This window comes from Agrobacterium vacciniicorymbosi, assembly GCF_040427045.1.
Lineage (GTDB): Bacteria > Pseudomonadota > Alphaproteobacteria > Rhizobiales > Rhizobiaceae > Agrobacterium.
The window spans coordinates 378,654-401,275 of record NZ_JBETMF010000002.1 but is presented as its reverse complement, the minus strand read 5'-3'; the positions used below and the strand labels follow the sequence as shown (position 1 = coordinate 401,275).

Genomic DNA, 22,622 nt, shown 5'->3' with positions numbered 1-22,622 from the left:
CGGTTTTGCGTCCGGGATTGCGTAAAACAAAAAGCATTTCTCAGCTGTTCAAAACAACGACATCTGCGCATCGTCTTTTGGTGCTGGCTTCGGCACAACGGCCAGCGTTTCCGCCACCGGCTCCAGCAATTCCGGCCCGGTATTGGCAACCTTGTTGACCTTGTCCGACACAGGGATCATCTCGAAAAAATCCTCATCCGCGGATTTCATCAGATCAACAATGTCGCGCGGCTCCTGCGTTTTGCAATCCAGCCACCGACTGAAGTCCTCCGGCGCGATCACCACCGGCATGCGGTCGTGAATACGCGCGATGGAGCGGTTTGCGGAGGTGGTGAGAATGGCGCCCGTATCGACCTCCGAGCCATCGGCAGAGGACCATGTCTCCATCAATCCGGCAAAAGCGACGATGCCGCCCCTTTTGGGTTTGATGTAGAAAGCCTGCGCCTTGCCGCCCTCTTCCTTGGCCGGTCTGCGCCATTCGTAAAAGCCCGTGGCGGGAATGAGAATACGCCGATGGCGCATGGCAGCGCGAAACGATGCCTTTCCGATTGCGGTCTCCGAGCGGGCGTTGATCAGCAGCGGAAAGTCCTTCGGGTCTTTGACCCAGCCGGGCATAAAACCCCAGCGCACCAGCATCGCCTGCCGGTTCGGCAGGTTGCTGCCCGGCTCTTGCCGTGCGCCCTCCACCACGATGAGAATAGGCTGTGTCGGCGCGATGTTGAACCGTGCCGGAAACTCTTCCAGCCCGATCAGATCCAAATACTCCGCCACCTCTTCCGGCGTCGCATTCAACACAAAGCGCCCGCACATGACCTAACCTCTCGGTGCAAACAGAATGAGCGAGGCACCCGCCAGACAAATGGCACCGCCTGCAACATCCCAACGATCCGGCACATGCCCCTCCACACTCCACAGCCAGATCAATGAGGCGACAATATAGATGCCGCCATAAGCCGCATAAGCCCGCCCCGCCGCTTCCGTCGGCACCAGCGTCAACAACCACGCAAAAGCCGCCAGCGAAACCATGCCCGGCACCAGCCAACCCACCGACTTGCCCATGCGCAGCCAGGCCCAGAAAGCAAAGCATCCAGCAATCTCGGCAAGCGCTGCGGCGGCATAGATGAGGTAGAGTTTCATGACCGGCGTTCCAAATTCGATTCTCTCTGCCGATGATACCGCACAGGGTCGTCGTGGTAATAGCCACTGTGTTTTCTGTGGCAAACACCACAGACTGATGGTAAGAATTGCCACCAGTCTTTCTGGAGTTTGACATGGCAAATGTACAAAAAATCAGCGTCTCCATGACGCCTCAGCACGCAGAAATTCTGCGCGATGCGGTGGAGAGCGGCGCCTATGCCAGCGGTAGCGAAGTCATTCGCGAAGCCATGCGGGACTGGGCTGCGAAATGGGCACAGCGACGCGGCGACATTGCTGGTATGCGCGAGATGTGGGCCGAAGGGAAAGCCAGCGGACCTGCCACCGAAGTCGACCTAGACGCAGTTCTCGAAGAGGCCCGCGCTGAACTGGCCTCCCTTCCAAAACAATGAAGGCAAAGCTCGTCTGGACACCGCTGGCGCGCGCGGACGTCAAGAAAATCTATATCGATCTGGGCAAAGTCAACCCGCATAGTGCCGAGCGGTATTTTCAGCGCATTCGCTCAAAAATCGATATTCTGGCGCAACACCCTCGAGCCGGTGAGAGGCATCCTGAAATTTTTCGCTCTGCCCGCATGCTCGTCGAGGCACCCTATGTGATACTCTACGAGACGGTACCGGATGCTGACGACGAAGACGTGCATATCGTGGAAATCGTTCGAGTCATCGATGGCCGCCGTGATTTGACTGCTCTTTTTGGAAATGACCCGTCATCATAAGTGAGCACAGTGATGTCCCTTACGCTCTACCTCCACCCGCTTTCATCCTTCTGCCAGAAAGTTCTCATTGCGCTTTATGAAAATGAGACGCCTTTTGAACCGGTTACGGTCAATTTTGGTGATGCTGAATCAAGAGAAGATTTCTTCTCCCGCTGGCCTATCGGCAAGATTCCATTGCTGCATGACAGTGCCACCGGTATGAACATCCCGGAAACCAGCATCATGATTGAATATGTGCAACAGCATTATCCGGGCGCAGCGCAGCTTTTACCTGATGATGCGGAGCAGGCGTTGCAGGTGCGGCTTTGGGACCGGTTCTTCGATCTTTATGTCAATGTGCCGATGCAGCGGATCGTCGGCGAGAGGCTGCGGCCCCAAGACAGACTGGACCCACATGGCGTCGCGGATGCTTTTGCGATGCTGGATAAGGCCTATGCCGTTCTTGAAAAGCATATGGCAGCGCGGCAATGGGCGGGGGCTGATCATTTTTCCATGGCTGATTGCGCGGCGAGCCCTGCCCTGTTTTACGCCTCCATCATTCACCCGTTCAGCGATGACATGCCAAACACCAAGGCCTATTTCGAGCGACTGATGGAGCGACCGGCGATAAAGCGCACCATTGCCGAGGCGCGGCCCTATTTTCAGTATTTTCCATACAACGAGAAGATGCCGCCACGTTTCCTGCAAGGTTGAGGTCATAATGAAGGGTCTTATTCCATAAGGACACCGCATGGCCCTGCCTCAACCTGCCTCTTCTGCAATTCTTCGCCGTGGTGAACGCGTGCTGCTTGTGCGGCGCATCAATCCACCATCGCAGGATATGTTCGCCTTTCCCGGCGGTCGTGGCGAGCCGGGCGAGACGCCGGAAGAGACGGCGCTGCGGGAACTTCAGGAAGAAACCGGCATCGTCGCGCGTCATCCACAGCTTTTCGCGACCTACGATCTGCCCAGCCATGACGCTGACGGACATTTGACCAGCCACTTTTTTCTCTCGGTCTACACTGTGGAGGCCGATGCGCAAGCCGTTGTGCTGGCGGCAGACGATGCTGCGGATGCGGGCTGGTACACGCTGGACGAAATCCGCCGCCTGCCCGCGCCTGATAGCGTTGTGGAATGCGCCGAACGTGTGCTCGGCCAGTTGCAATGCTGAGCAGAATCGCGGCTATCTGTGGCCAAGTTGTTGAAACGACATGTCGGGTAATGCGTAGACTGATGAAACGACGGATTTGGCTCTCTCTGCTTTTAAGCCTCGGCATGACCATGCCGTTGGCATCGCAGCTTGGTGCGCAGCCGTCGGTCAAATCCGTTCCACCACCACCCGCACAAGACGAAAAGCCTGCCCCATACGACAACCAGATGGCGCGGCTGTCTGAAATTCTGGGTGCGGTGCAATATCTTCGCACCCTATGCCCGGCCACCGGTTCGGAAGAGTGGCGCAAGGCGATGAGCGATCTCTTAGCGGCAGACACTGCCAACGAGCCGCAACGCAAGCAACGCATGACGGCTGCTTTTAACCGTGGTTACCGCACATTTGCGGCAGTGCACACGGCCTGCACACCGGCGGCCATCGCTGCAGAAGAGAAATACCGTATCGAAGGGGCAACACTGGCGCAAGAAATCGCGTCAAGGTTTGGAAATTAGAGGTTTATTAACCTCTTTTGGCCGCAGGCCGTGCCGTTTTGATAAAAGACTGTTAGAGTTGTTAACAGGGTGGTAACGAGTTGCCTGCCTGTCGAGGATGAAAGATGCAAACAAGCCGTAACGAAATCCACGATATGATCGTGCATGAAAAAATGCAGGTCGCTCTGGAACATCAGAACGAAGCATGGGCCGATGGTATGGCCGATGGCATCGAGCCGGAGATCATCGCAGACGCCGCTATTGCTTTGGCCATGCGTGAAACCATCCGTATGCACGGCGAAGCAGGCGCAGAAGCCATGCTGGAATCGCTGCGCCAGCGGATGCTCGAGGGCGAATTTTCCCCTCATCGCATTATTCAATAAGCCGGAGTTCAGTCATGTCTCGCTCTCGCAAGGGGCTTTTGCGGTCTTCTGCCGCTCTTTCCTTGATGCTGTCCCTGACGCTCGCCACCGTCAGCTTTACCCATAATGCCTACGCGCTTTCAGAACTGAGACCGGCTCAGGACCCGTCGAGCAGCGAAAGCGACAAGCCTGCGGACAAGCAGCAACCGTTAGAGCCCGAGGCAATCGAAGGTGATTCGGATGGCATTCCCCTGCCCGACCCGTTGGTAAACCGCTCCTCCAGCCAGCAGACAGCCCCGCAGCAGAATGATGCACCGCAGATTTCCGCGCAGATCGAGCATGATATCAGCAAGGCACCGGAGCCTGTGCGCCGCCTGCGCCAGCTTATCATCGATGCAGCCTCCACCGGCGACATCGAAAAACTACGCCCTCTCGTCAATCCCGGCCCCAACCAGGCACGCGTGGATGGCGATGGCGAAGACCCGATTGCCGCGCTGAAAAGCTTCTCTGGCGATCCTGACGGGCTGGAAGTTCTGGCCATCATTATCGATCTTCTCTCCACCGGCTATGCCCATGTTGATGTCGGCACGCCGGATGAAATGTATGTCTTCCCCTATTTCGCCGGAAAGTCGCTGACCACGCTGACGCCGCCGGAAAAGGTGGAGCTGCTGCGCATCATCACCGCAGGTGATCTGGCCGACATGCAGGAATATGGCAATTACAGCTTTTACCGCATCGGCATCTCCAAAGATGGCCAGTGGAAGTTCTTCACTGCAGGCGACTAAGGTCAGCGTGGTGACTGAGGTCTGCGCGCTTGCTGTTCCTGCTCAAAAACCCTAACTGTTCAGGTAACAACGAACCTGAACGGTAAAGCTGATGTCCTCCGCCTTTCTCAACGACCGCGCCTTCATCCATGTCTCCGGCACCGGAGCCACGGATTTTCTGCAAAATCTTGTCACCCCCGATCTCGACTCGCTGCCTGCTGGAGAAGCCCGCCCAGGCGCGCTCTTGACGCCGCAGGGCAAGATCATGTTCGAGTTCCTGATCTGGCGCGATGGCGAAGGCTATGTTCTGGAAACGGGTGTCGACCAGCAGGACGCACTGCTTCGCCGCCTGACCATGTACAAGCTGCGCGCACCGGTGGATTTGAAGGCGGGACAAGCCAAGGGCGCCAGCGTGTTCTGGGACGAAGCCGCTCCTGAAGGCGCGATCAAAGACAGCCGCTTTGCCAAGGCAGGCATAGAACTTTATCGCCTACCCGGCCACTCTGCCTCTGCCGACGCCTCCAGCTATCATGGCCTGCGCATCGCCAACGGCATCGTCCTCGCCGGTATCGATTACCCCCTGAGTGACGCCTTCCCGCATGATGTGCTGATGGACGTGAATGACGGTGTATCCTTCAAAAAAGGTTGCTTCGTCGGACAGGAAGTCGTCTCCCGCATGAAGCACCGTGGCACAGCACGCCGTCGCGTGGTCACTGTTACAGCAGAGGCAGATTTGCCCGCTACCGGCACTGACATCCTCGCTGGCGGCAAGCCCATTGGCACGCTTGGCACCGTCATCGGAAAGCAGGGCCTTGCCATCATCCGCACGGACCGCGCTGCAGATGCCATGGCATCTGGCACCGATATCACCACCGGCGGCATTGCCGTGACTGTTGCCCTGCCCGCGTGGAGCGGGCTCAGCTTTCCCGCTGTCGATCCGGCAGCCACTGCGGAAGACTGAACGTGGCGAGTGTTAAAACACCGCGCGCATGGCAGCGCATGCTTTCCGGCAGACGGCTTGATCTGCTGGACCCCTCACCGCTCGATGTGGAACTGGCTGATATCGCCCACGGCCTTGCGCGTGTGGCGCGCTGGAACGGCCAGACGCGCGGCGATCACGCCTTCTCGGTGGCGCAGCATAGCCTCATCGTTGAGACGGTGTTTTGCCAAATGAATGCAGCAGCCTCGCCGGATGATATGCTGATGGCGCTTCTGCATGATGCGCCGGAATATGTCATCGGTGATATGATCTCGCCGTTTAAATCCGTGGTAGGTGGCGGCTACAAGAGCGTGGAAAAAAGGCTGGAAGCTGCCGTGCATCTGCGTTTTGCCCTTCCGCCGCACGCCAGCCGCGATCTCAAGGATCGCATCAAGAAAGCCGACACGGTGGCCGCCTATTTCGAGGCGACCGAACTTGCCGGCTTCTCCATGGCGGAGGCCCAGAAATTCTTCGGCCTGCCGCGCGGCATTTCCAGAGACATGATCGAGATCGACCCCGTGCCTGCCCTTGAAGCTCAAAGCCGTTTCATCGCGCGCTTCGAAGTCATCGAACTGCTGCGGAAGGCCAAGGCATGACTGCTATCGTCGTTTGCCCACTGTCACGCATCGGCGAAATGGCCGTGCGCCACAAATCCCGTGAAATGGTGACGCTGATTGCCAAGGAGCAGGCCTTCCACCGCCCCGCCGTCATTGCCGCAGACAGGCATCTGACGCTGCAAATGAACGACATCACCTTCAAGGGCACCGACAAGCTGATTGCGCCTGATGATCTGCATGTCCAGCAATTGATCGATTTTGCCCATGGATGGGACCAATCCGCCCCGCTCTTGATCCATTGCTGGATGGGCGTGTCCCGCTCCCCGGCTGCTGCCATCATCGTTGCCCTCACAGTCCAGCCGGAGCAGGACGATGCGGCGCTTGCCGCGCGGCTTCGCACCGTTTCGCCCTATGCCACACCCAATGCCCGCATCATCGAAATCGGTGACCGGCTGCTCGGGCGCGGCGGCGCGCTGGTGACCGCGATCAAAAAAATCGGGCGCGGTGCAGATACGGATGGCAACGTGCCTTTCGTTTTGCCGCTTCAGGCGTAATCACCCAAAAATCGGAACTCACCTCTTCGTCATTCGTTACGAAATCGAGTGAATTTGAAACAAATCGAACAAGGGCAGTTTTATGGACCAGCAGGCAACCGATATCATCGTCGCATCTCAGGCGGCACTTCGCCAGGCAAGCGCCCTGATGGTTCAATATTCCTTCTCGATTGTCGGCGCCCTTCTTCTTCTCATCATCGGCTGGATTGCCGCGACCCTGCTTCAGCGCTGGTCCTTTGAAGGACTGTCGCGCATTCGCGGTTTCGATGAAACTTTGGCGCGTTTCTTCTCCGGCATAGTTCGCTATGTCGTTCTCATCCTCGTGCTCGTCATGGTGTTGGGCCAGTTCGGCGTACAAACCGCCTCCATCCTCGCCGCGCTGGGTGCCGCAGGTTTGGCCGTCGGCCTCGCACTTCAGGGAACACTTCAGAACATCGCCGCGGGCATCATGCTGCTCGTCCTTCGCCCGTTTCGCGTTGGCGAATATATTGAGACCAGCGCCGTTACTGGCACCGTCGTTGAGATCGGCCTCTTCGCCACGGAGCTGAAAACCAGCGATGGCCTCTATCGCCTCGCACCAAACTCCACACTGTGGAACGTGCCGATCACCAATTACAGCCGCTTCCCCTCCCGCCGCCACGAACTCAGCGTCACCGTGCCGAAGGGCGAAAGCACTGCCGATGCCCAATCCATGCTGATGACCGTCGCCCGCTCCGACAGCCGCGTGCTGCTTGACCCGGCCCCCACCACCTTCATCGATTCCGTCACCAATGACAGCGCAACAGTCACCCTGCGCTACTGGGCCCGCAGCGAAAACTGGTTCGCCACCACCCGCGACGTGACCAAGGCTTTGAAGACGGCGTTTGATGAGCGGGATATGCAGCTCAGCGCCGAGGGTGCGTAAGCGCAGTTATTGAAGTGGATGGCGGACGGCAGATAGTATAAAGTCCCATCATGGAAAAAGCCGTCGCCATAGAAAAGCTCAGGCAACGCGCCGATGCGGTAAAGCGCATGGGCGCCACGGCGCTTTATCTGTTTGGATCGACAGCGCGGGATGAAGCACTGATTTCCAGCGATCTAGACCTCTTCATCGATTACGATCCCGCAAAGCGCTTTTCGCTTTTTGATCTCGTTGGCATCAAACAGTTCCTCGAAGAAGAGCTATCGGTAAGCGTGGATGTCACCACGCGCACCAGCCTTCATCCCATGCTGAAAGGCGACATCGAACAATCCGCAATCCGGATTTTTTGATGGCGAAACGCAGGATCGATCTGGTTCTTGTCGAAATGCTGGATGCAATCGATGGCATCGAGACGCATACGGCCGGAAAGACCATAGAGGATTTCGAGCGTGACTGGTTGCTGAAGCTAGCCATCCAGCGTGCCCTGGAAATCATCTCGGAGGCCTCTCGTCACATCCCTGACGATTTATTGAACGCCGCACCTGACGTGCCCTGGAAACAGATTCGCGGCGTAGGAAATGTGCTTCGCCACGAATATCACAAGGTTGCTGACGACGTGGTTTGGGTGGTCGTGACAGAGCACATTGCCCCGCTCAAAAAAGCGGTTGAGAGCATTCTGAAAACTGTCGAAGACCCGCGTTTCTAACGCGCCCCTCTCCAGCTCACCGCAATTACTGCCCCATCGTGGAGCGATGCGCCCAGCCCGTCATCCGTCTCTCAACCCAGGCCATCAGCGCGTACATGACGATGCCTTCCATCGCCAGCATCAGCAGACCGGCGAAGACCAGAGGCACGTTGAACTGGCTTTGGGCGGAACTCATCATGTTGCCGAGGCCGTAATTGGAGGCGACGGTTTCGGAGACGACGGAGCCGACGAAGGCGAGTGTGATGGCGATTTTGAGGGAGCCGAAGAAATAGGGCATGGAGCGGGGAATGCCGACCTTCAGCATGATGTCCATTTTCTTGGCACCCAGCGCCCGCAAGACGTCCTCGGTTTCCGGTTCGATGGTGGCAAGGCCGGTTGCGACGTTGACGACGATGGGGAAGAAGGAAATCAGGAAGGCCGTCAATACTGCCGGCACGGTGCCGATGCCGAACCAGATGACGAGGATGGGCACCAGCGCGACTTTGGGAATGGCGTTGAAACCGATCATCAGCGGATAGAGCCCGGCATAGATGGTCTTAGACCAGCCGATGAAAAGGCCGATGCCGAGCCCGGCGATGACAGCCAGCGCAAAGCCAAGCGTCGTCGTATAGAGCGTTTGCAGCGAGTTCTTCCAGATCGGTGACCAATACTGAATGATGGCCTGCCCCACCCGCACCGGTGATGGCAGGATGGTTTGCGGCATGCTCAGCGCGTGAACCAGAAGTTCCCAGAAAGCGAAGAGCGCAAGCGTATAGAGCCAAGGTGCTGCCTTGACCCAGTTGACGCGGGCGACGAGTGGCTGGCGCGGTTCTGCGGCCACGGGACGTTCGACAACCGCACTCATGCCGCCACCCTCGCCTTGGCGATTTCGCCGTGCAACTGCTGAACCATTTCGTTGAAGCTCTTTTCATACATCAGATCGAGTTGGCGCGGGCGGGCGAAAGGCACTTTGTGTTCCGCCAAAATTCTGCCCGGGCGGGCGCTCATCACGAAAATCTTGTCAGCAAGGAAGGTCGCCTCGCGCAGGTCGTGGGTGACGAGAATGATGGTCACGCGTTTGGCGGCGTGCAGATCGCGGATGACGCACCACAATTCCTCGCGGGTGAACGCATCCAGCGCGCCGAAAGGCTCATCCAGCATCAACAGGTCGGGCTCGTGGATCAGCGCACGGCATAGATTGGCGCGCTGCTGCATGCCGCCGGAAAGCTGCCATGGAAACTTGGAGCCGAAGCCTTTCAGCCCGACGATTTCCAGCAGCCGCTCGGCCTTGGCGACATATTCCGCTTTGTTCGCCCGCAGCCGGTGACGATGTTTTTCAACGATCTCCAGCGGCAGAAGAATGTTTTCCAGTGTCGTGCGCCACGGCAGCATGGTTGGGTTCTGAAACGCCATACCGACGATGGAGACTGGTTCCGTGACCTGCTTGTTGGCGACGATGACATTGCCTTTTTGCGGGATGTGAAGCCCGGTGACGAGCTTCATCAAGGTCGATTTCCCGCAACCGGATGGCCCGACGACGGCGGCGAACTGGCCCTTTCTGACCTTGAGATCGAGACCTGAAACGGCAAGCGTGCCCGATGCCCCGCCATAGCGCATATCAACGCCATCGATTTCAACCAGATGAGGCATGCTTTTTCCTGTTCGTATTAGATTCTCTTGCAGAATGAGGGTGAATGTAGCGCTAATAATTCACTCAGCGTCATCCTCGGCCTTGTGCCGAGGATCTAACGAACCCCAACATTGAACGTGGTTAGATCCTAGGGACAAGCCCTAGGATGACGACGTGAAGGTATAAGCGGATCCCAATCAAGGCAGCAGACGCTCATCCTTCGGCGGCAGATAGCTGGCGTCGAAAACCTGCTCCGCCTTCATATTGCCCTTGAGGCCAACGGAGACTTTCAGCGTTTCCATGGAGGCCGCCAGCCGCGCCGGGTCGACGCCGCCCATGCCGTTTTCAACCACGTAAGGCGTCTTGATGTTCATGGCATTGGCCATGGTCAGGCGTTGCAATTCAATGTCGCTGTTCAGCGTTTCGTTACGCTTCAGAACGGCGGCCACGCCCTCTGCCGGGTTCTTCACCGAATCGACAAAGCCCTTGGCCAGCGCCTTCAGGAAACCCTTCACGGCCTCAGGGTTTTTCTCTGCAAAATCAGTGTTTACGAGCACGGCATTGCCATAGAGATTCAAGCCATGCTCGGCCATCAGAATGGTGGAAATATCGTCGTCGGCGATGCCCTGCGCCTTCAGGTTCAGAATAACGGAGAAAGCAAAGCCGAAGACCGCATCCACGTCACCCTTTGCCAGCATCGGCTCACGCACCGGAAAGCCGATGGACTGAATATCGATCTTGCTGTCATCGATCTTGGCAACCTGCTTGAAGGCCTTCCACTGCGCAAAGGCGCCATCCGGCGGCGGTGCGCCCAGCTTCTTGCCTTCCAGTGATTTCGGATCACCCGTAACACCCAGAGACTTGCGGCCGACGACCGCAAAGGTCGGGCGCTCATAGACCATGTAAACGGCCTTCACCTTCTGGGTGGGGTCTTCATCCAGGAATTTCATGACGGAATTGATGTCGCCGAAGCCCATCTGGTAAGCGCCGGTCGCGACGCGCGGAATGGCTTCGACCGAGCCGTTACCGCTATCGATGGTCACATCCAGACCTTCGGCCTTGAAGTAACCCTTGTCCTGCGCCAGCAGGAAACCGGCGGACGGGCCTTCGAACTTCCAGTCGAGTGTGAATTTTATGGGTGTTTCCGCAAAGGCTGGGAGTGGAGCAGTTGCAATGGTTGCAAACATACCGATAGCGGCCAAAGCCGCTGTTTTTGATAACAGCCTTCGCGTCAACATTCTGATTTTTTCCCTCTGGAGATTTTTATCTCGTTGGGGCCATACAAACCAATTTGGCCAGCGATAGCAAGTAAAAATCGCACATATTTTGCTCAAAATTTATATCGCACAAAATATAATCACCTTTGATCAAACTTGCGTGCAACCGCATATTTCGCGGGCAACCACCTCACTTGTCACATGATTGTTCACAAGATGAACACATCGTTCTCAAGGCGCGGGATTGCCAAAAAGCCCGCCTCAGAGAACATACCGCCATGAATGAAGACTTGGAGAACCGCTCATGACGTCTGCCCTTGGCATCCACCACATCACCATGATTACCCGCAAGGTGCAGGCCAATGTGGATTTCTACGTCGGCTTCCTGGGTCTTCGGCTAGCCAAGCGCACGGCGGGCTTTGAAGACGCGCTGCAGCTTCACCTGCTTTATGGAGATCATGCCGCCTCTCCCGGCTCTCTCCTGACATTTCTCGTCTGGGAAGATGGCGCACAAGGCCGGGTGGGTTATGGACAGACGCTGGAAGTGTCGCTCGCCATCGATCCCGGCAGTATCGGCTTCTGGCTAACGCGGGCGCTCTCTGCCGGTATTCGCACGGAAGGCCCGATGGAGGAATTCGGTGAGCCGGTCATTCGCCTGAAAGACCCTGACGGTATCATCCTGAAACTCGTCGGCACCCATGCGTTTCCAGAAGCGACACCGCATGAAGCGCCGGGCATTCCGCTGGAACATGCCATTCGCCGCATTCGTGGCGCAACCGTGCTGAGCGAAGTGCTGGAGGAAACCGAAAGCTTTCTGGCCAAGCACTTCGGCTATAGCCGCATCAGCCAGCACGGCTCCATCCGCCGCGTGGTTTCTGCCTCGGGCGACATCATCGATGTGCGAGATGCCACCGGTTTCTGGTCCAGCGCGCCCGGCACCGGCACGGTGGATCATATCGCCTTTCGCGCGGCAGATATGGACGAGTTGAATGAGACGCTCCAAGGGCTGAAATCGCTCAACTCCTCGCCAACGAATGCGCATGATCGCAAATATTTCCACTCGCTTTATGTCCGCGAGCCCGGCGACGTGCTGATCGAGATGGCAACGGATGGCCCCGGCATGACGGTGGACGAACCGTTTGAGACGATGGGCGAGCAATTGTTCATCCCGCCGCTGTTCATGCGCGATGAAGAGGATGTGCGTGTGGCGCTGCCACAGTTCTCGTTGCCGGGCGAAGAGCGCGTCATTTACCGCGACCTGCCCTTCGTGCACCGCTTTCACACGCCTGCTAACCCGGATGGCAGCACGATCATTCTGCTGCACGGCTCCGGCGGCAGCGAAACCAGCCTCATGGCGCTGGCTCACACGGCCAACCCGCATGCCACGCTGCTGGGCGTGCGGGGACGCAGTACGGAAGAAGACATCGCCCGCTGGTTCCGCCGCTTTGCCGATGGCACCTTCGATGAGCGGGATATCAAGTCGGAAGCCGAAGCCTTTGCCGCCTTCATGGAAGGGGCAATGCACGCCTATGGAATCGAGAAGGGCAAGCTCAGCTTCATCGGCCATTCCAACGGCGCGAATTTCCTCGCGGCCTTCTTTGCGCTCTATCCGGAATTTGCCGCCCATGCCCTGCTTTTGCGGCCCATGCCGGTGCTGACGCATTGGCCGGAGGCCGATCTTTCCGGCACGCGCGTCTTGCTGGCGGCAGGCGAAACGGACCGATACCGCGACAGGGCTGACGCATTGAAGCAGCACCTGATCGACAATGGCGCGGAGGCCGAAGTGAAGGCTCTGCCGCATGGCCATGAGCTGGGCCTAGACGATGTGGAGCTTGCCAAACGATGGGCGAAAGCCTTGCCCACAACCGGTCTTGCATAAACAGCTAAAAAGGGCTTAAAAAACAGGACCATATTCGGGGTTCTTATGACACTGTTCCTGTTTCTGCTCATCATCGGCTATGTCGTCGCCTTCTTCTACACGCTGAATGCCAGCATCAAGAACTCCCGACGGCTGACCGCCGTCGAGGCGGAATTGACGGCGTTGAAAGCACAGATCGCTTCGGGCGGGGTGGCGCTTGCAGCACCATCTCAAGACGCGACCTTACCCACCGAGGAAGAGGCGGAAGCAGCGGCGGCTGAGAGTGAGGCCGCTGAAGAGACTGCGGACGAACAGCCGCCCATCGCCGCGCAGGTTGCGGCAGATGAGCCAGTGACCGAAGCGGCATCGGAAGCCTTCACGCTTCCCGCCACACCGACCCGCCCGAAAGAAAGCTTCGAAAGCAGGCTCGGTGCGCGCTGGGCGGTTTGGGCCGGCGGTCTGGCGCTGGCGCTGGGCGGCATTTTCCTCGTCAAATACTCCATCGAAAGCGGCCTTCTCAGCCCCGCCGTACGGCTTTTCATGGCGGCGATCTTCGGCCTGCTGCTGGCGGCAGCCGGCGAAGCCATCCGTCGCAAAATGGTGCCGGGCATTGCCAGCGCCTATTCCAATGCCATGATTCCCGGCGTGCTGACGGCAGCGGGCGCGCTGACTTTGTTCGGCGTCACCTACGCGGCTTACGGCATTTACGACTATATCGGGCCAACCACGGCATTCGTTCTGCTGGCGCTTGTCGGCTTTGCCACCATCGCCCTTTCGCTGCTGCATGGGCAGGCGCTGGCTGGGCTTGGCCTTCTCGGCTCCATGGTCACCCCCGTGCTGATTTCCACCGAAAGCCCGAATATCTGGGCGCTGTTCGGCTTCCTCACCGCCTCGTGGCTTGCCACGGCTGCGGCCTCGCGCAGCCAGCGCTGGCATGTGGTTCCGGCACTTGCTAATATCGGGCTTGGCCTCTGGGCCATTGGCTACATGGTGTTTGCGCCCATTATCGAGGCCGAACCTGTTGTCGCCAGCCTGATCGCCATGATTGCCGGTTCGATCTGGATTTGGCCCGGGAAATACCCCGGCCAGCCGCGTGACATGACCATTTATGCGCCGCGTTCCGACAGCTATCTTCCCGTTGTCGCAGAACTGCTTGGCCGCCCACCAGCAAGCCTTGGTGTGACCCTGTCTCTGGCCGTCATCCTTCCGGCGCTCGCCTTCTCCGTCATTGAAACCGCCATCACGATGCACCCGGCCTTTGCCATGGCCGTTCTCATTCTGGGTCTGGCGGCACTGGGCGCGGGACGCAACTACGCCGTATGGCCCGCCATTTTCGCGTCCCTCGCAGCGCTGGGCTGCGCCAATCTGCTGGCCGGTTTCGGCATCAATTATATGCCCATGCTGGGTGATGCGACGACCGCGCTTTCCACTGCTGACGCGGTTGCTGTGCAAGGACCGGTTACGCGGATATTGGGCATTCTCTTCCTGCTGTTTTCCTGGCAGGCCGTGCGCAGCAAGACGTCAAACGACCCATCCTTCGGCACACTCTGGGCCATCATTGGCTCGGTCGTCCCGCTGGGTCTCGGCATCATCAGCTTCGTGCAATATGGCAACCTCTCCCGCGACTGGCTGCATGCCGCTTATGGCCTGGCGGTCGGGCTCGTTTTGCTGGGCAGCGCTTACCGGCTGGACCGCAAGGCGGATGATGCTTTCGTCGGGCCTATTAACGTCATGGTGTTCGGCTCGTTTCTTGCCTTCACCTTCCTCGTCCATACGGTCACCGAAGGACTTGCGACCACCATCCTCATCCCCGTCATCGGCTTTGCCTATGTGCTGTGCGCGCGGCGCTGCTCCTGGGCAGCACTGCCATGGGTCATGGCGCTGGCTTCCCTCATCGTTCTCGGTCGCATTGCGTGGGAACCGACCATTGTCGGCCCGCAGAACCTTGGCACGACGCCGGTCTTTAATGCGCTGCTGCCCGGTTACGGTGTTCCGGCCCTGCTCGCCATCGCATCCGCATGGCTGTTGCGCGACTGGCCGGGTGTGCGGGCAAGGAATTTTCTGCAGGCCATCGCCAGCCTCATGGGCCTCTTGGCCGTCGCCATCCTCGTGCGCCATGCCATGAATGGCGGCGTTCTCAACGACACCGTGCCGACGCTCGGCGAACAGTCCATCTACACGCTGCTGACCATCGGCATGTCTGGCGTGCTGATGACGCTGGATCTGAAAAGCCCAAGCCCGATCTTCCGTTATGGCTCCATGCTGGCGGGCGTCATCGCCATGTTCAATGTGCTGGTCGCGCATTTCTTTGTGCTCAACCCTTACTTCACCGGCGAAAACACCGGGCCTTGGCCGTTCCTCAACCTGCTGCTGATCGGCTATCTGCTTCCGGCCATCGCCTATGCCGGGCTGGCCTGGTATGCGCGCGGCAAACGCCCTGTGGCCTATGTCACGCTGCTGGCTCTCTCGGGTGCAGCACTGGGCTTTGCCTGGGCAACGCTGTCCGTGCGCCGATTCTGGCAGGGCGAGAACATTGCGGACTGGAAGGGCTTTCTTCAGGGCGAAACCTACAGCTATTCCGTCGTCTGGCTGGTCATTGGCGTGCTGCTGCTCGTTCTCGGCTCCCGTTTCAATGCCAAGAGCCTGCGGCTTGCCTCGGCAGCTCTCGTTCTGCTGGCCGTCGCCAAGGCTTTCCTCATCGATATGAGCAATCTGGAAGGCGTATTGCGCGCCCTCTCCTTCATTGGTCTTGGCGTCGTGCTGATCGGCATCGGCCTGTTCTACCAGAAGATATTGACCGCCCAACCCAAGCCGGAGGAAGCGCAGGGGTGATTGCGCCTGCTTTCCCCGCGTCTTAAAAGCAACGGTCGAGACGGGGGAATCACATGCAGGGACAAGCCTTTGCGCCTTACGAACAGCTTGCCGAAACGCTGATACCGCATGCGGCGGAAGGCGACGACGGATCACACGATCTTGCGCATATCCACCGCGTGTTCCGCAATGCCATGCGCATTCACGCGCAGGAAGGCGGCAACGGCCCCGTGCTGTCGGCAAGCGTGCTGCTGCATGATTGTGTGGCCGTGGAAAAGAACTCCCCACTGCGCGCTCAGGCCTCGCGGCTGGCGGCGGAAAAAGCCTCCGGTATTTTGCGTGATCTTGGCTGGGAAGACGCGGATATCGAGGCCGTCGCGCACGCCATTCTGACCCATAGTTTCTCCGCCAATATCGCGCCGCAAACGCTGGAGGCCAAAATCCTTCAGGATGCGGACCGACTGGATGCCATCGGCATGGTGGGTGCGGCCCGCTGTTTCTACATTGCAGGACGCATGGGCTCAGCCCTTTACGATCCCGCCGATCCGCTGGCAAAAAACCGCCCGCTTGACGACCGGCGCTTTGCCATCGACCATTTCGAAAACAAGCTGTTCAAGCTGGCGGACGGTTTCCAGACTGAAGCCGGACGGCAGATCGCCAAGGAACGGCACGAGCGGTTGAAGCAGGTTCTCGACCTGTTTCTGGATGAGATATGAGGCCCATCATGCGCATTACCGAACTCAACATCTACCCGCTGAAAAGCGCCCGCGGCATTTCGCTGGCCAAAAGCCGTATCACAGCGGAAGGCCTGCCTGGCGACCGCCGCGCCATGCTGGTCGATCCATCCGGCCAATTCATCACCCAGCGCGAACTGCCCGAGATCGCCCAACTCATCGTCAAGGCTGAAGGAGCGGGTTTCCATCTTGCCATTGATGACAAGGGTGAAATTCTGGCTCTGCCATCCGGCAATCGCATCGACGCAACGGTCTGGAAGTCCGTGGTGGATGCCGCCGTGGCCACGGATGACGTCAACCTCACGCTGTCCGGCTGGCTTGGGCGGGATGTGAAGCTCGTCTTTTTCGATGAGCAGTCCAGCCGCATCGCCAGCCCGGAATGGGCAGGAAACGACTCGCCGGTCACTTTCGCAGACGGCTACCAAATCCTCGTCACAACCACGGCATCGCTTGCCGCGCTCAACGAGAACATGGACGCCAATGGCGAAGACCATGTCGGCATGGAGCGCTTCCGCCCCAATATCGTGCTGGAAACGGACGAGCCCTGGGCAGAAGACCGCTGGGCCGCGCTTGAGATCAATGGCATCCGCTTCGACCTCGTCAAACCCTGCGCCCGCTGCATCATGACCACGCAGGATCAGACGACCGGTTCCCGCGACGTACCCTCCCCCATGAAAGCCATGGGCCGCCTGCGCATGTCCGCCGACTGCCGTGTTCCCGGGCCGCTGTTCGGCTGGAACGTGACGCCGCGCGGCGAAGGCGCGATTGCGGTGGGGGATGTGGCGCGCGTTGTAGAAGAGCGTGTGGAAGGTTGGGCGTTCAAACGACGGGGATGAACTCCATTTCCCGTTGATCGCCTTATTTAGAAAAGACTTTTATTGAGCACCCTGCGCATGGGGATGCACTATTTGGCACCCAATACAAAATCATATAGACGATTTTTATATAAGTCTAAATCCGTACAATTTTAATTTAAGCTTCCGGAATTATTATTTTTATTTACTATTCGGATTCACGTTATTTTAGGTCAATGTATTTTAATTAAAGTTACATTTAATATTTGAAAGATCTAAATAAGATGAAGATAAAAATCTGGACGATGACTGTAATGGCGCTTTTGGCTATGCCAATGGGGCATGCACACGCTGAAGATACTTCGCTGACGGGCTCATGGAAGCTTGTAAGCTATGAGGTCGAATCCCAATCCACCGGTAAAAAAATTCCCGCAATGGGCGATCGTCCGTCCGGGCGGGTTATTTTCACAGAGGATCACCGCGTTTCCTTCGTGCTAACAGGAGAAGGCAGGAAAGCTGGCGGCACGGACGCAGATAAGGCGGCGCTGTTAAACACATTGGTTGCCTATACTGGTATAGAGACGATCAAGACGAATGAATGGTGCACCCATGTCGAAGCGTCATGGAACCCGGAATGGGTCGGCACAACGCAGTGTCGCGAATTCCGTCGCACCGGCGACCGGCTGGAGGTGTTCACCCCCTGGCGGCAGATGCCGAATTGGCCTGGCACGACGCGTTCCATCGTTGTGTTCACGCGCGACAAATAAAATTCAACTCAAGAAGGGCTCCATCATCAGGTGGGGCTCTTTCATGGGATTGCGCACCGCTCGACACCTGAAACAGCCCCATCAGTCATTCTCATTCCATCTTCAAGAAAAGTCGCTGGAGAGATCGGTGAACAAGGGCTAATATTCCCCGATCGACCGGGGAACATCCATGTCCAATACAAAACGACTCACCAGCCAGCCTATGCCGTGGCTCATCATCGTCGCTGGCTCGCTGATTGCCGTGCTGACCTTCGGCCCACGCTCGGCCATGGGTTTCTTTCAGCTGCCCATGCTGGCAGATACGGGGTGGGATCGCTCCACCTTCGGTTTCGCCATGGCTCTGCAGAACCTGTTCTGGGGTCTTGGCCAGCCGTTCTTTGGCGCACTGGCGGATAAATACGGCACGGGCCGTGTGCTGGTCCTATCGGGCCTGATCTACGCGGCGGGGCTTGTCTGCATGTCGGTGGGCACATCTCCGCTGTGGCTGCATCTGGGTGGCGGCGTTCTTGTCGGGCTTGGCATTGCGGCAGGTTCGTTCAGCGTCATTCTCTCGGCCTTTGCGCGGCATGTCACGCCGGAGCAGCGCTCCATGGCTTTCGGCATCGGCACGGCTGCCGGGTCTGCCGGTATGTTCATCTTTGCGCCCATCAGCCAGGGTCTGATTTCCAGCTATGGATGGTCGGACAGCCTTGTGTGGCTGGCGGCAATCATGCTGATTGTGCCGCTGCTGGCGTGGCCGTTGCGAGGCAATTCCTCATCCGGCACGCAGTCTCAGGCGCAGTTCAAGCAAACAGCCGCACAGGCGCTGAAAGAAGCGCTGGGCCATAAGAGCTACCTCCTGCTGACCACGGGCTTCTTCGTCTGCGGCTTTCAGGTCGCCTTCATCACCGCGCACTTCCCCGCCTATCTCGGCGATATCGGCATCGAGCCGCGCTATGCGGTCATCGCCATGGCGCTGATCGGCTTCTTCAATATCGCGGGCTCGCTGGCTGCCGGTTTCATCGCCCAGCGTTATTCCAAACCCTATCTTCTGGCCTACATCTATATCGGCCGCTCCATTGCCGTCACCGCATTCCTGCTGCTGCCGCAGACGCCGCTCTCGGTCATCATTTTCGCAGCCGTGATGGGTATTCTGTGGCTGTCCACCGTACCGCCGACGAACGGGCTCGTCGCCATCATGTTCGGCACACGCCACCTCGGCATGCTGGGCGGCGTCGTGTTCCTGTCGCACCAGATCGGCTCGTTCCTCGGCGTGTGGCTGGGTGGCTTCCTCTATGACAAGCTCGGCTCTTACGACGTCGTGTGGTGGCTGGGTGTCGTGATGGGACTGTTTGCCGCCGTCGTGCACTGGCCAATCGAAGAGCGCGCCGTGGTTCGACCGGCTATCGCCTGACGACCAGTCTCAGCCAGCCTTATCCAACGCCTTCAATGCCGCCTGCACGAAACCGTCGCGGGTGGCATTTTCGTTGAGGCCACGCGGCTCGTAAACATGCCGGTGCAGAAAGTGTCCCGTCAGACGGAAGGCGGCGGCCAGGCTTTCGCTGTCGGCTGCCTTGGAGTGTTCGGTGCTGAGAAACTGCGGCAGCGTCAGCAAGCGCGTGGCATAGGGCGCACCGGCGGTACGACACACCGCCCTGCCCGTCTTGGGCGATACATAGACCAGATCATTGCGCAGACCAGTGGCCGCACATTCGTTGAGATCGAGCCCGAAGCCCAGATCATCCAGAACAGCCAGTTCGAAGCGCACGAAGAGTTCCCCCGCATCGGCAGGGTCGGAGAGATTGTCGAGAATGACATCCAGCGCGTCGTAAAGATGCGGGTGCGGGTCACGCTCCGGCAACAGGCGCAGCAACGCTGCCATGGCCTGCACGCCGTAAACGGCGGTTGCCGTTTCCATCAGCTGCCCAGCACGCAGTTGCAGCGGTTCGATACGGAAGTCGCCCAGATGGTCATCAAGGCGCGCCCTCCATGTCACATCGACACGGTTGCCGGGCTGAAGCACCGGCTGCATGGCGCGAGAACGACCGGAACGCACCAGACCAAGATGGCGACCACGGGTGCGCGTCATCAGCTCGGCAATGACGCTCGTCTCGCCGTGGCGCTTTACGCCCAGAATAATAGCATCGTCCTGCCACTGCATGGAATGGTTCGCTCAATGTGCCGCTTCAAGCAGGGATTATAACCGATCCGGTGCTGCGGCGCTTAACTTTCGTGGCCCATGATGCGGGTGACGAAAGCCTTCAGTTCCACTTCGCCAAACGGCTTGTCCAGAAGGTGGGAATTGGCGAAATCCGGCGGAAAGCCGCTGGTATCGCCATAGCCGCTGACGAAGCCGAAGGGAATCGAATGCTCGCGCAAATGCCGCGCAAGCTCATAGCTCATGCCATCGGACAGGCTAACGTCCAGAAGAACACAGTCAGGCCGCGCCCGCGAAAGTGATTCCTTGGCTTGAAACAACGTTGTCGCGATATCGATGGTATTCACGCCCATGGACTGAAGGGACGTCTCGACATCCATCGCAACTAAATATTCGTCCTCGACGATGAGAACCCGTTGAGGCAACATTTCTTATCTTCCTCAAGGCGCGACGCAACCGCGACTGCAATAAATTTCCGCGACTGCGGAATCAATGGTTTTATGACATCGCAGATAGGCTGGTGCTAGTCATTTAAAAAAGACATAGCAGAACGAATGGAGAATACATCAGGAAAGACTAAATAAACGGTCTCGCCTTGCGGTTATCCGGCTCCCAACTGGCAGCTTGCGCCAATCCGTCATTGTCCAGCACAAGGCATCCTTTGTCCGTCCAACGAATGAGACCACGATCCGCAAGTTTGCGAAGTGTCTTATTTGTATGAACGATGGAAAGCCCAAGCGTATCAGCAACATGCTGCTGCGTGACCGGAATTGGCCCGTCCTTTTCCAGAAGCCCAACACGCGCCGCTTTATTGTAAAGAAACGCCAGCAGATAGGCCGCCCGCTCCAGCGCCGTGCGCCTGCCGATGCTCAGCAGATGGCTGTCCAGCATGCGCTCTTCGCTGGCGGCAATCCAGGTAATGTCATAGGCAAGGGATGGGTGATCGCCGAAAAGACTGTTCAGTCGGCCACGTTCAAACACACACAACGTCACGGGAGACAGCGCCTCCACGGAGTGCTGCATCTCCCCCATCACCGTACCCTGTAAACCAACGAGATCACCCGGCATCAGATAGTTGAGAATCTGGCGGCGACCATCCTCCAGGGTTTTGTAGCGGAAACCCCATCCATTCAGCACGGTATAAAGGTGGGCACTGTGGGAGCCTTCCATCAGCACAATGGCGCCCGGCTCCACGGAAAGTTCCCCCGTTTTGAAACGGGAGACGAAATCCAGCTCAGGCGGGGAAAAATCCCGGAAATGTTTGAGGCCGCGCAAGGGACATTGCTCGCAGGGCGTGGTCGAAATTCCGTTGGGCTTTTTGGGCGACATGAATATCCATAAACAACAAAACCGATAACGCTATCAAAGGCTTCAACCCGTACACCCGCTTTCGGTTCCGTTGCGGACAATCAGTTTCGCGGAAACTCCAGACCCATTTCGCGGAAACGTTCCGGGTCGTCGCCCCAGTTCTCACGCACCTTCACAAACAGGAAGAGATGCACCTGCTGCTCGAGGATTTCCGAAAGCTCTTTGCGGGATGCAGTCGAGATCGCCTTGATCGCGTCGCCGTTCTTGCCGAGCGCGATCTTCTTCTGGCTGTCGCGCTCCACATAGATGACCTGCTCGATGCGAACAGAGCCGTCCTTGCGCTCTTCCCACTTTTCAGTTTCGACGTGGGAGGCGTAGGGAAGCTCCTGATGCAGGCGCAGGAACAGCTTCTCGCGAGTGATTTCGGCTGCCAGCTGACGCATTGGCAGGTCGGAAATCTGGTCTTCCGGGTAATACCACGGCCCCTGCGGCAACTCTTCCGAGAGATAATTCATCAGATCATCACAGCCGGAGCCGGTGGTGGCCGAGATCATGAAGGTCCGGTCGAAGGACACGACCTCGTTTGCGGCAGAGGCCAGCTTCAACAGGTCTTCGCGCTGCACCTGGTCGATCTTGTTCAGGCAGAGAATTTTTGTCTGCTTGACGTCTTTCAGGCCTTCCAGAATCGTCTGCGCATCGCCCTTCAGGCCACGTTCGCTGTCTATCAGCAAGAGAATGACGTCAGCATCCTTGGCGCCGCCCCATGCGGAGGTGACCATGGCGCGGTCCAGCCTGCGGCGGGGTTTGAAAATGCCGGGCGTGTCCATGAAAACGATCTGGGCATTGTTATGGATCGCAATGCCGCGCATTACCGCGCGCGTCGTCTGCACCTTGTGGCTGACGATGGAAACCTTGGCGCCAACGAGGCGGTTGACCAGCGTGGACTTGCCAGCATTGGTCGGGCCGATCAGCGCGACGAAGCCGGAATGGGTCGGTCTGGTTTCGCCAGCGTCTGTACCGTTGTCTTCACCCGGCGCGGCGTCGAATTCATTCTCTGTCATGGGTATCCAA

The 22,622-nt window shown here is 58.2% G+C and carries 28 protein-coding genes; 19 read left to right on the top strand and 9 right to left on the bottom strand.

Going from position 1 to position 22,622, the window contains the following annotated elements; translation table 11 throughout:
- Positions 1–48: 48 nt before the first annotated feature.
- Positions 49–810, bottom strand: coding sequence for an SOS response-associated peptidase (locus ABUK73_RS05280; protein WP_353576341.1), 762 nt, complete (start codon positions 808–810; stop codon positions 49–51).
- Between the two features lie 3 nt (positions 811–813).
- The gene (locus ABUK73_RS05275) at positions 814–1,137 is read right to left on the bottom strand and encodes a YnfA family protein (protein WP_353576340.1); all 324 of its coding nucleotides are present in this window, start codon (positions 1,135–1,137) and stop codon (positions 814–816) included.
- 134 nt (positions 1,138–1,271) lie between these two features.
- On the opposite strand from ABUK73_RS05275, the gene ABUK73_RS05270 reads away from it, so the two are divergent.
- The 13 genes from ABUK73_RS05270 to ABUK73_RS05210 all read left to right on the top strand — a co-directional run bounded on the left by ABUK73_RS05270 (position 1,272) and on the right by ABUK73_RS05210 (position 8,316).
- Positions 1,272–1,547 (top strand): ribbon-helix-helix domain-containing protein, encoded by a 276-nt coding sequence (locus ABUK73_RS05270; protein WP_113087204.1) that lies wholly within the window; start codon positions 1,272–1,274, stop codon positions 1,545–1,547.
- On the top strand, positions 1,544–1,873 hold the full coding sequence (locus ABUK73_RS05265; protein WP_353576339.1) for a type II toxin-antitoxin system RelE/ParE family toxin: 330 nt from the start codon (positions 1,544–1,546) through the stop codon (positions 1,871–1,873). The genes ABUK73_RS05270 and ABUK73_RS05265 overlap by 4 nt, the downstream gene beginning before the upstream one ends.
- A 12-nt stretch (positions 1,874–1,885) precedes the next feature.
- A complete protein-coding gene (locus tag ABUK73_RS05260; RefSeq protein ID WP_353576338.1) occupies positions 1,886–2,566 on the top strand; it encodes a glutathione S-transferase family protein in 681 nt (226 codons plus the stop codon).
- A gap of 37 nt (positions 2,567–2,603) precedes the next feature.
- Complete coding sequence (locus ABUK73_RS05255; RefSeq protein ID WP_353576337.1) at positions 2,604–3,023, top strand: NUDIX hydrolase; 420 nt, start codon at positions 2,604–2,606, stop codon at positions 3,021–3,023.
- Between the two features lie 62 nt (positions 3,024–3,085).
- On the top strand, positions 3,086–3,514 hold the full coding sequence (locus tag ABUK73_RS05250) for a TIGR02301 family protein (protein WP_353576336.1): 429 nt from the start codon (positions 3,086–3,088) through the stop codon (positions 3,512–3,514).
- 104 nt (positions 3,515–3,618) lie between these two features.
- Positions 3,619–3,876 carry a hypothetical protein gene (locus ABUK73_RS05245; RefSeq protein WP_111841631.1) on the top strand — a complete coding sequence of 86 codons (258 nt, stop codon included), beginning with the start codon at positions 3,619–3,621 and terminating at the stop codon, positions 3,874–3,876.
- A 14-nt stretch (positions 3,877–3,890) separates the two neighbouring features.
- Positions 3,891–4,640, top strand: coding sequence for a hypothetical protein (locus ABUK73_RS05240; RefSeq protein WP_353576335.1), 750 nt, complete (start codon positions 3,891–3,893; stop codon positions 4,638–4,640).
- A gap of 91 nt (positions 4,641–4,731) precedes the next feature.
- Positions 4,732–5,580, top strand: coding sequence for a CAF17-like 4Fe-4S cluster assembly/insertion protein YgfZ (ygfZ, locus tag ABUK73_RS05235; protein ID WP_353576334.1), 849 nt, complete (start codon positions 4,732–4,734; stop codon positions 5,578–5,580).
- 2 nt (positions 5,581–5,582) lie between these two features.
- Positions 5,583–6,194: an HD family hydrolase gene (locus ABUK73_RS05230; RefSeq protein WP_353576333.1), complete on the top strand. Its 612-nt coding sequence runs from the start codon at positions 5,583–5,585 to the stop codon at positions 6,192–6,194.
- Positions 6,191–6,709, top strand: coding sequence for a tyrosine phosphatase family protein (locus ABUK73_RS05225; protein WP_353576332.1), 519 nt, complete (start codon positions 6,191–6,193; stop codon positions 6,707–6,709). The genes ABUK73_RS05230 and ABUK73_RS05225 overlap by 4 nt, the downstream gene beginning before the upstream one ends.
- Positions 6,710–6,791: 82 nt before the next feature.
- Entirely contained in the window at positions 6,792–7,613 is an 822-nt protein-coding gene (locus ABUK73_RS05220; RefSeq protein ID WP_353576331.1) for a mechanosensitive ion channel family protein, read from the top strand.
- A gap of 50 nt (positions 7,614–7,663) precedes the next feature.
- A complete protein-coding gene (locus tag ABUK73_RS05215; RefSeq protein ID WP_353576330.1) occupies positions 7,664–7,960 on the top strand; it encodes a nucleotidyltransferase family protein in 297 nt (98 codons plus the stop codon).
- Positions 7,960–8,316 (top strand): HepT-like ribonuclease domain-containing protein, encoded by a 357-nt coding sequence (locus ABUK73_RS05210; protein WP_353576329.1) that lies wholly within the window; start codon positions 7,960–7,962, stop codon positions 8,314–8,316. Before ABUK73_RS05215 ends, ABUK73_RS05210 begins: the two co-directional genes overlap by 1 nt.
- Positions 8,317–8,341: 25 nt before the next feature.
- Here the strand turns inward: ABUK73_RS05210 and ABUK73_RS05205 are convergent, their stop codons facing one another.
- From ABUK73_RS05205 to ABUK73_RS05195, 3 genes are all read right to left on the bottom strand, one after another.
- Positions 8,342–9,160 carry an ABC transporter permease gene (locus ABUK73_RS05205; protein ID WP_353576328.1) on the bottom strand — a complete coding sequence of 273 codons (819 nt, stop codon included), beginning with the start codon at positions 9,158–9,160 and terminating at the stop codon, positions 8,342–8,344.
- Positions 9,157–9,945 carry an ABC transporter ATP-binding protein gene (locus ABUK73_RS05200; protein WP_162727722.1) on the bottom strand — a complete coding sequence of 263 codons (789 nt, stop codon included), beginning with the start codon at positions 9,943–9,945 and terminating at the stop codon, positions 9,157–9,159. The genes ABUK73_RS05205 and ABUK73_RS05200 overlap by 4 nt, the downstream gene beginning before the upstream one ends.
- Before the next feature lie 177 nt (positions 9,946–10,122).
- The gene (locus ABUK73_RS05195; protein ID WP_454892325.1) at positions 10,123–11,163 is read right to left on the bottom strand and encodes an ABC transporter substrate-binding protein; all 1,041 of its coding nucleotides are present in this window, start codon (positions 11,161–11,163) and stop codon (positions 10,123–10,125) included.
- Positions 11,164–11,446: 283 nt separating this feature from the next.
- Here ABUK73_RS05195 and ABUK73_RS05190 point away from each other — a divergent pair, with 283 nt between their 5' ends.
- The 6 genes from ABUK73_RS05190 (at position 11,447) to ABUK73_RS05165 (ending at position 19,499) form a co-directional block, all read left to right on the top strand.
- Entirely contained in the window at positions 11,447–13,021 is a 1,575-nt protein-coding gene (locus tag ABUK73_RS05190) for a VOC family protein (protein ID WP_353576326.1), read from the top strand.
- Between the two features lie 51 nt (positions 13,022–13,072).
- Complete coding sequence (locus ABUK73_RS05185; protein WP_454892329.1) at positions 13,073–15,832, top strand: DUF2339 domain-containing protein; 2,760 nt, start codon at positions 13,073–13,075, stop codon at positions 15,830–15,832.
- Between the two features lie 53 nt (positions 15,833–15,885).
- Entirely contained in the window at positions 15,886–16,527 is a 642-nt protein-coding gene (locus tag ABUK73_RS05180) for an HD domain-containing protein (protein ID WP_353576324.1), read from the top strand.
- Positions 16,528–16,535: 8 nt separating this feature from the next.
- Positions 16,536–17,381, top strand: coding sequence for an MOSC domain-containing protein (locus ABUK73_RS05175; protein WP_353576323.1), 846 nt, complete (start codon positions 16,536–16,538; stop codon positions 17,379–17,381).
- A 242-nt stretch (positions 17,382–17,623) separates the two neighbouring features.
- Positions 17,624–18,106 carry a lipocalin-like domain-containing protein gene (locus ABUK73_RS05170; protein WP_353576322.1) on the top strand — a complete coding sequence of 161 codons (483 nt, stop codon included), beginning with the start codon at positions 17,624–17,626 and terminating at the stop codon, positions 18,104–18,106.
- A gap of 169 nt (positions 18,107–18,275) precedes the next feature.
- Positions 18,276–19,499, top strand: coding sequence for an MFS transporter (locus ABUK73_RS05165; RefSeq protein WP_353576321.1), 1,224 nt, complete (start codon positions 18,276–18,278; stop codon positions 19,497–19,499).
- A 9-nt stretch (positions 19,500–19,508) separates the two neighbouring features.
- Here the strand turns inward: ABUK73_RS05165 and recO are convergent, their stop codons facing one another.
- The 4 genes from recO to era all read right to left on the bottom strand — a co-directional run bounded on the left by recO (position 19,509) and on the right by era (position 22,612).
- A complete protein-coding gene (gene recO / locus ABUK73_RS05160) occupies positions 19,509–20,246 on the bottom strand; it encodes a DNA repair protein RecO (RefSeq protein WP_113087124.1) in 738 nt (245 codons plus the stop codon).
- Positions 20,247–20,308: 62 nt separating this feature from the next.
- On the bottom strand, positions 20,309–20,671 hold the full coding sequence (locus ABUK73_RS05155) for a response regulator (RefSeq protein ID WP_113087125.1): 363 nt from the start codon (positions 20,669–20,671) through the stop codon (positions 20,309–20,311).
- Between the two features lie 148 nt (positions 20,672–20,819).
- Positions 20,820–21,572 (bottom strand): Crp/Fnr family transcriptional regulator, encoded by a 753-nt coding sequence (locus tag ABUK73_RS05150; protein WP_353576320.1) that lies wholly within the window; start codon positions 21,570–21,572, stop codon positions 20,820–20,822.
- Between the two features lie 80 nt (positions 21,573–21,652).
- Positions 21,653–22,612 (bottom strand): GTPase Era, encoded by a 960-nt coding sequence (gene era / locus ABUK73_RS05145; RefSeq protein WP_353576319.1) that lies wholly within the window; start codon positions 22,610–22,612, stop codon positions 21,653–21,655.
- Positions 22,613–22,622 lie beyond the last annotated feature (10 nt).

Bases quoted from the DNA above. Each gene is read 5' to 3' on its own strand.
- ABUK73_RS05210 (WP_353576329.1), top strand. From the start codon at position 7,960: ATGGCGAAACGCAGGATCGATCTGGTTCTTGTCGAAATGCTGGATGCA.
- ABUK73_RS05190 (WP_353576326.1), top strand. From the start codon at position 11,447: ATGACGTCTGCCCTTGGCATCCACCACATCACCATGATTACCCGCAAG.
- ABUK73_RS05175 (WP_353576323.1), top strand. From the start codon at position 16,536: ATGCGCATTACCGAACTCAACATCTACCCGCTGAAAAGCGCCCGCGGC.
- ABUK73_RS05180 (WP_353576324.1), top strand. From the start codon at position 15,886: ATGCAGGGACAAGCCTTTGCGCCTTACGAACAGCTTGCCGAAACGCTG.
- ABUK73_RS05170 (WP_353576322.1), top strand. From the start codon at position 17,624: ATGAAGATAAAAATCTGGACGATGACTGTAATGGCGCTTTTGGCTATG.
- ABUK73_RS05245 (WP_111841631.1), top strand. From the start codon at position 3,619: ATGCAAACAAGCCGTAACGAAATCCACGATATGATCGTGCATGAAAAA.
- ABUK73_RS05215 (WP_353576330.1), top strand. From the start codon at position 7,664: ATGGAAAAAGCCGTCGCCATAGAAAAGCTCAGGCAACGCGCCGATGCG.
- ABUK73_RS05220 (WP_353576331.1), top strand. From the start codon at position 6,792: ATGGACCAGCAGGCAACCGATATCATCGTCGCATCTCAGGCGGCACTT.
- ABUK73_RS05275 (WP_353576340.1), bottom strand. From the start codon at position 1,137: ATGAAACTCTACCTCATCTATGCCGCCGCAGCGCTTGCCGAGATTGCT.
- ygfZ (WP_353576334.1), top strand. From the start codon at position 4,732: ATGTCCTCCGCCTTTCTCAACGACCGCGCCTTCATCCATGTCTCCGGC.
- ABUK73_RS05205 (WP_353576328.1), bottom strand. From the start codon at position 9,160: ATGAGTGCGGTTGTCGAACGTCCCGTGGCCGCAGAACCGCGCCAGCCA.
- ABUK73_RS05195 (WP_454892325.1), bottom strand. From the start codon at position 11,163: ATGTTGACGCGAAGGCTGTTATCAAAAACAGCGGCTTTGGCCGCTATC.
- recO (WP_113087124.1), bottom strand. From the start codon at position 20,246: ATGCAGTGGCAGGACGATGCTATTATTCTGGGCGTAAAGCGCCACGGC.
- ABUK73_RS05225 (WP_353576332.1), top strand. From the start codon at position 6,191: ATGACTGCTATCGTCGTTTGCCCACTGTCACGCATCGGCGAAATGGCC.
- ABUK73_RS05270 (WP_113087204.1), top strand. From the start codon at position 1,272: ATGGCAAATGTACAAAAAATCAGCGTCTCCATGACGCCTCAGCACGCA.
- ABUK73_RS05240 (WP_353576335.1), top strand. From the start codon at position 3,891: ATGTCTCGCTCTCGCAAGGGGCTTTTGCGGTCTTCTGCCGCTCTTTCC.
- ABUK73_RS05165 (WP_353576321.1), top strand. From the start codon at position 18,276: ATGTCCAATACAAAACGACTCACCAGCCAGCCTATGCCGTGGCTCATC.
- ABUK73_RS05250 (WP_353576336.1), top strand. From the start codon at position 3,086: ATGAAACGACGGATTTGGCTCTCTCTGCTTTTAAGCCTCGGCATGACC.
- ABUK73_RS05200 (WP_162727722.1), bottom strand. From the start codon at position 9,945: ATGCCTCATCTGGTTGAAATCGATGGCGTTGATATGCGCTATGGCGGG.
- ABUK73_RS05155 (WP_113087125.1), bottom strand. From the start codon at position 20,671: ATGTTGCCTCAACGGGTTCTCATCGTCGAGGACGAATATTTAGTTGCG.
- ABUK73_RS05280 (WP_353576341.1), bottom strand. From the start codon at position 810: ATGTGCGGGCGCTTTGTGTTGAATGCGACGCCGGAAGAGGTGGCGGAG.
- ABUK73_RS05260 (WP_353576338.1), top strand. From the start codon at position 1,886: ATGTCCCTTACGCTCTACCTCCACCCGCTTTCATCCTTCTGCCAGAAA.
- ABUK73_RS05150 (WP_353576320.1), bottom strand. From the start codon at position 21,572: ATGTCGCCCAAAAAGCCCAACGGAATTTCGACCACGCCCTGCGAGCAA.
- ABUK73_RS05255 (WP_353576337.1), top strand. From the start codon at position 2,604: ATGGCCCTGCCTCAACCTGCCTCTTCTGCAATTCTTCGCCGTGGTGAA.
- era (WP_353576319.1), bottom strand. From the start codon at position 22,612: ATGACAGAGAATGAATTCGACGCCGCGCCGGGTGAAGACAACGGTACA.
- ABUK73_RS05265 (WP_353576339.1), top strand. From the start codon at position 1,544: ATGAAGGCAAAGCTCGTCTGGACACCGCTGGCGCGCGCGGACGTCAAG.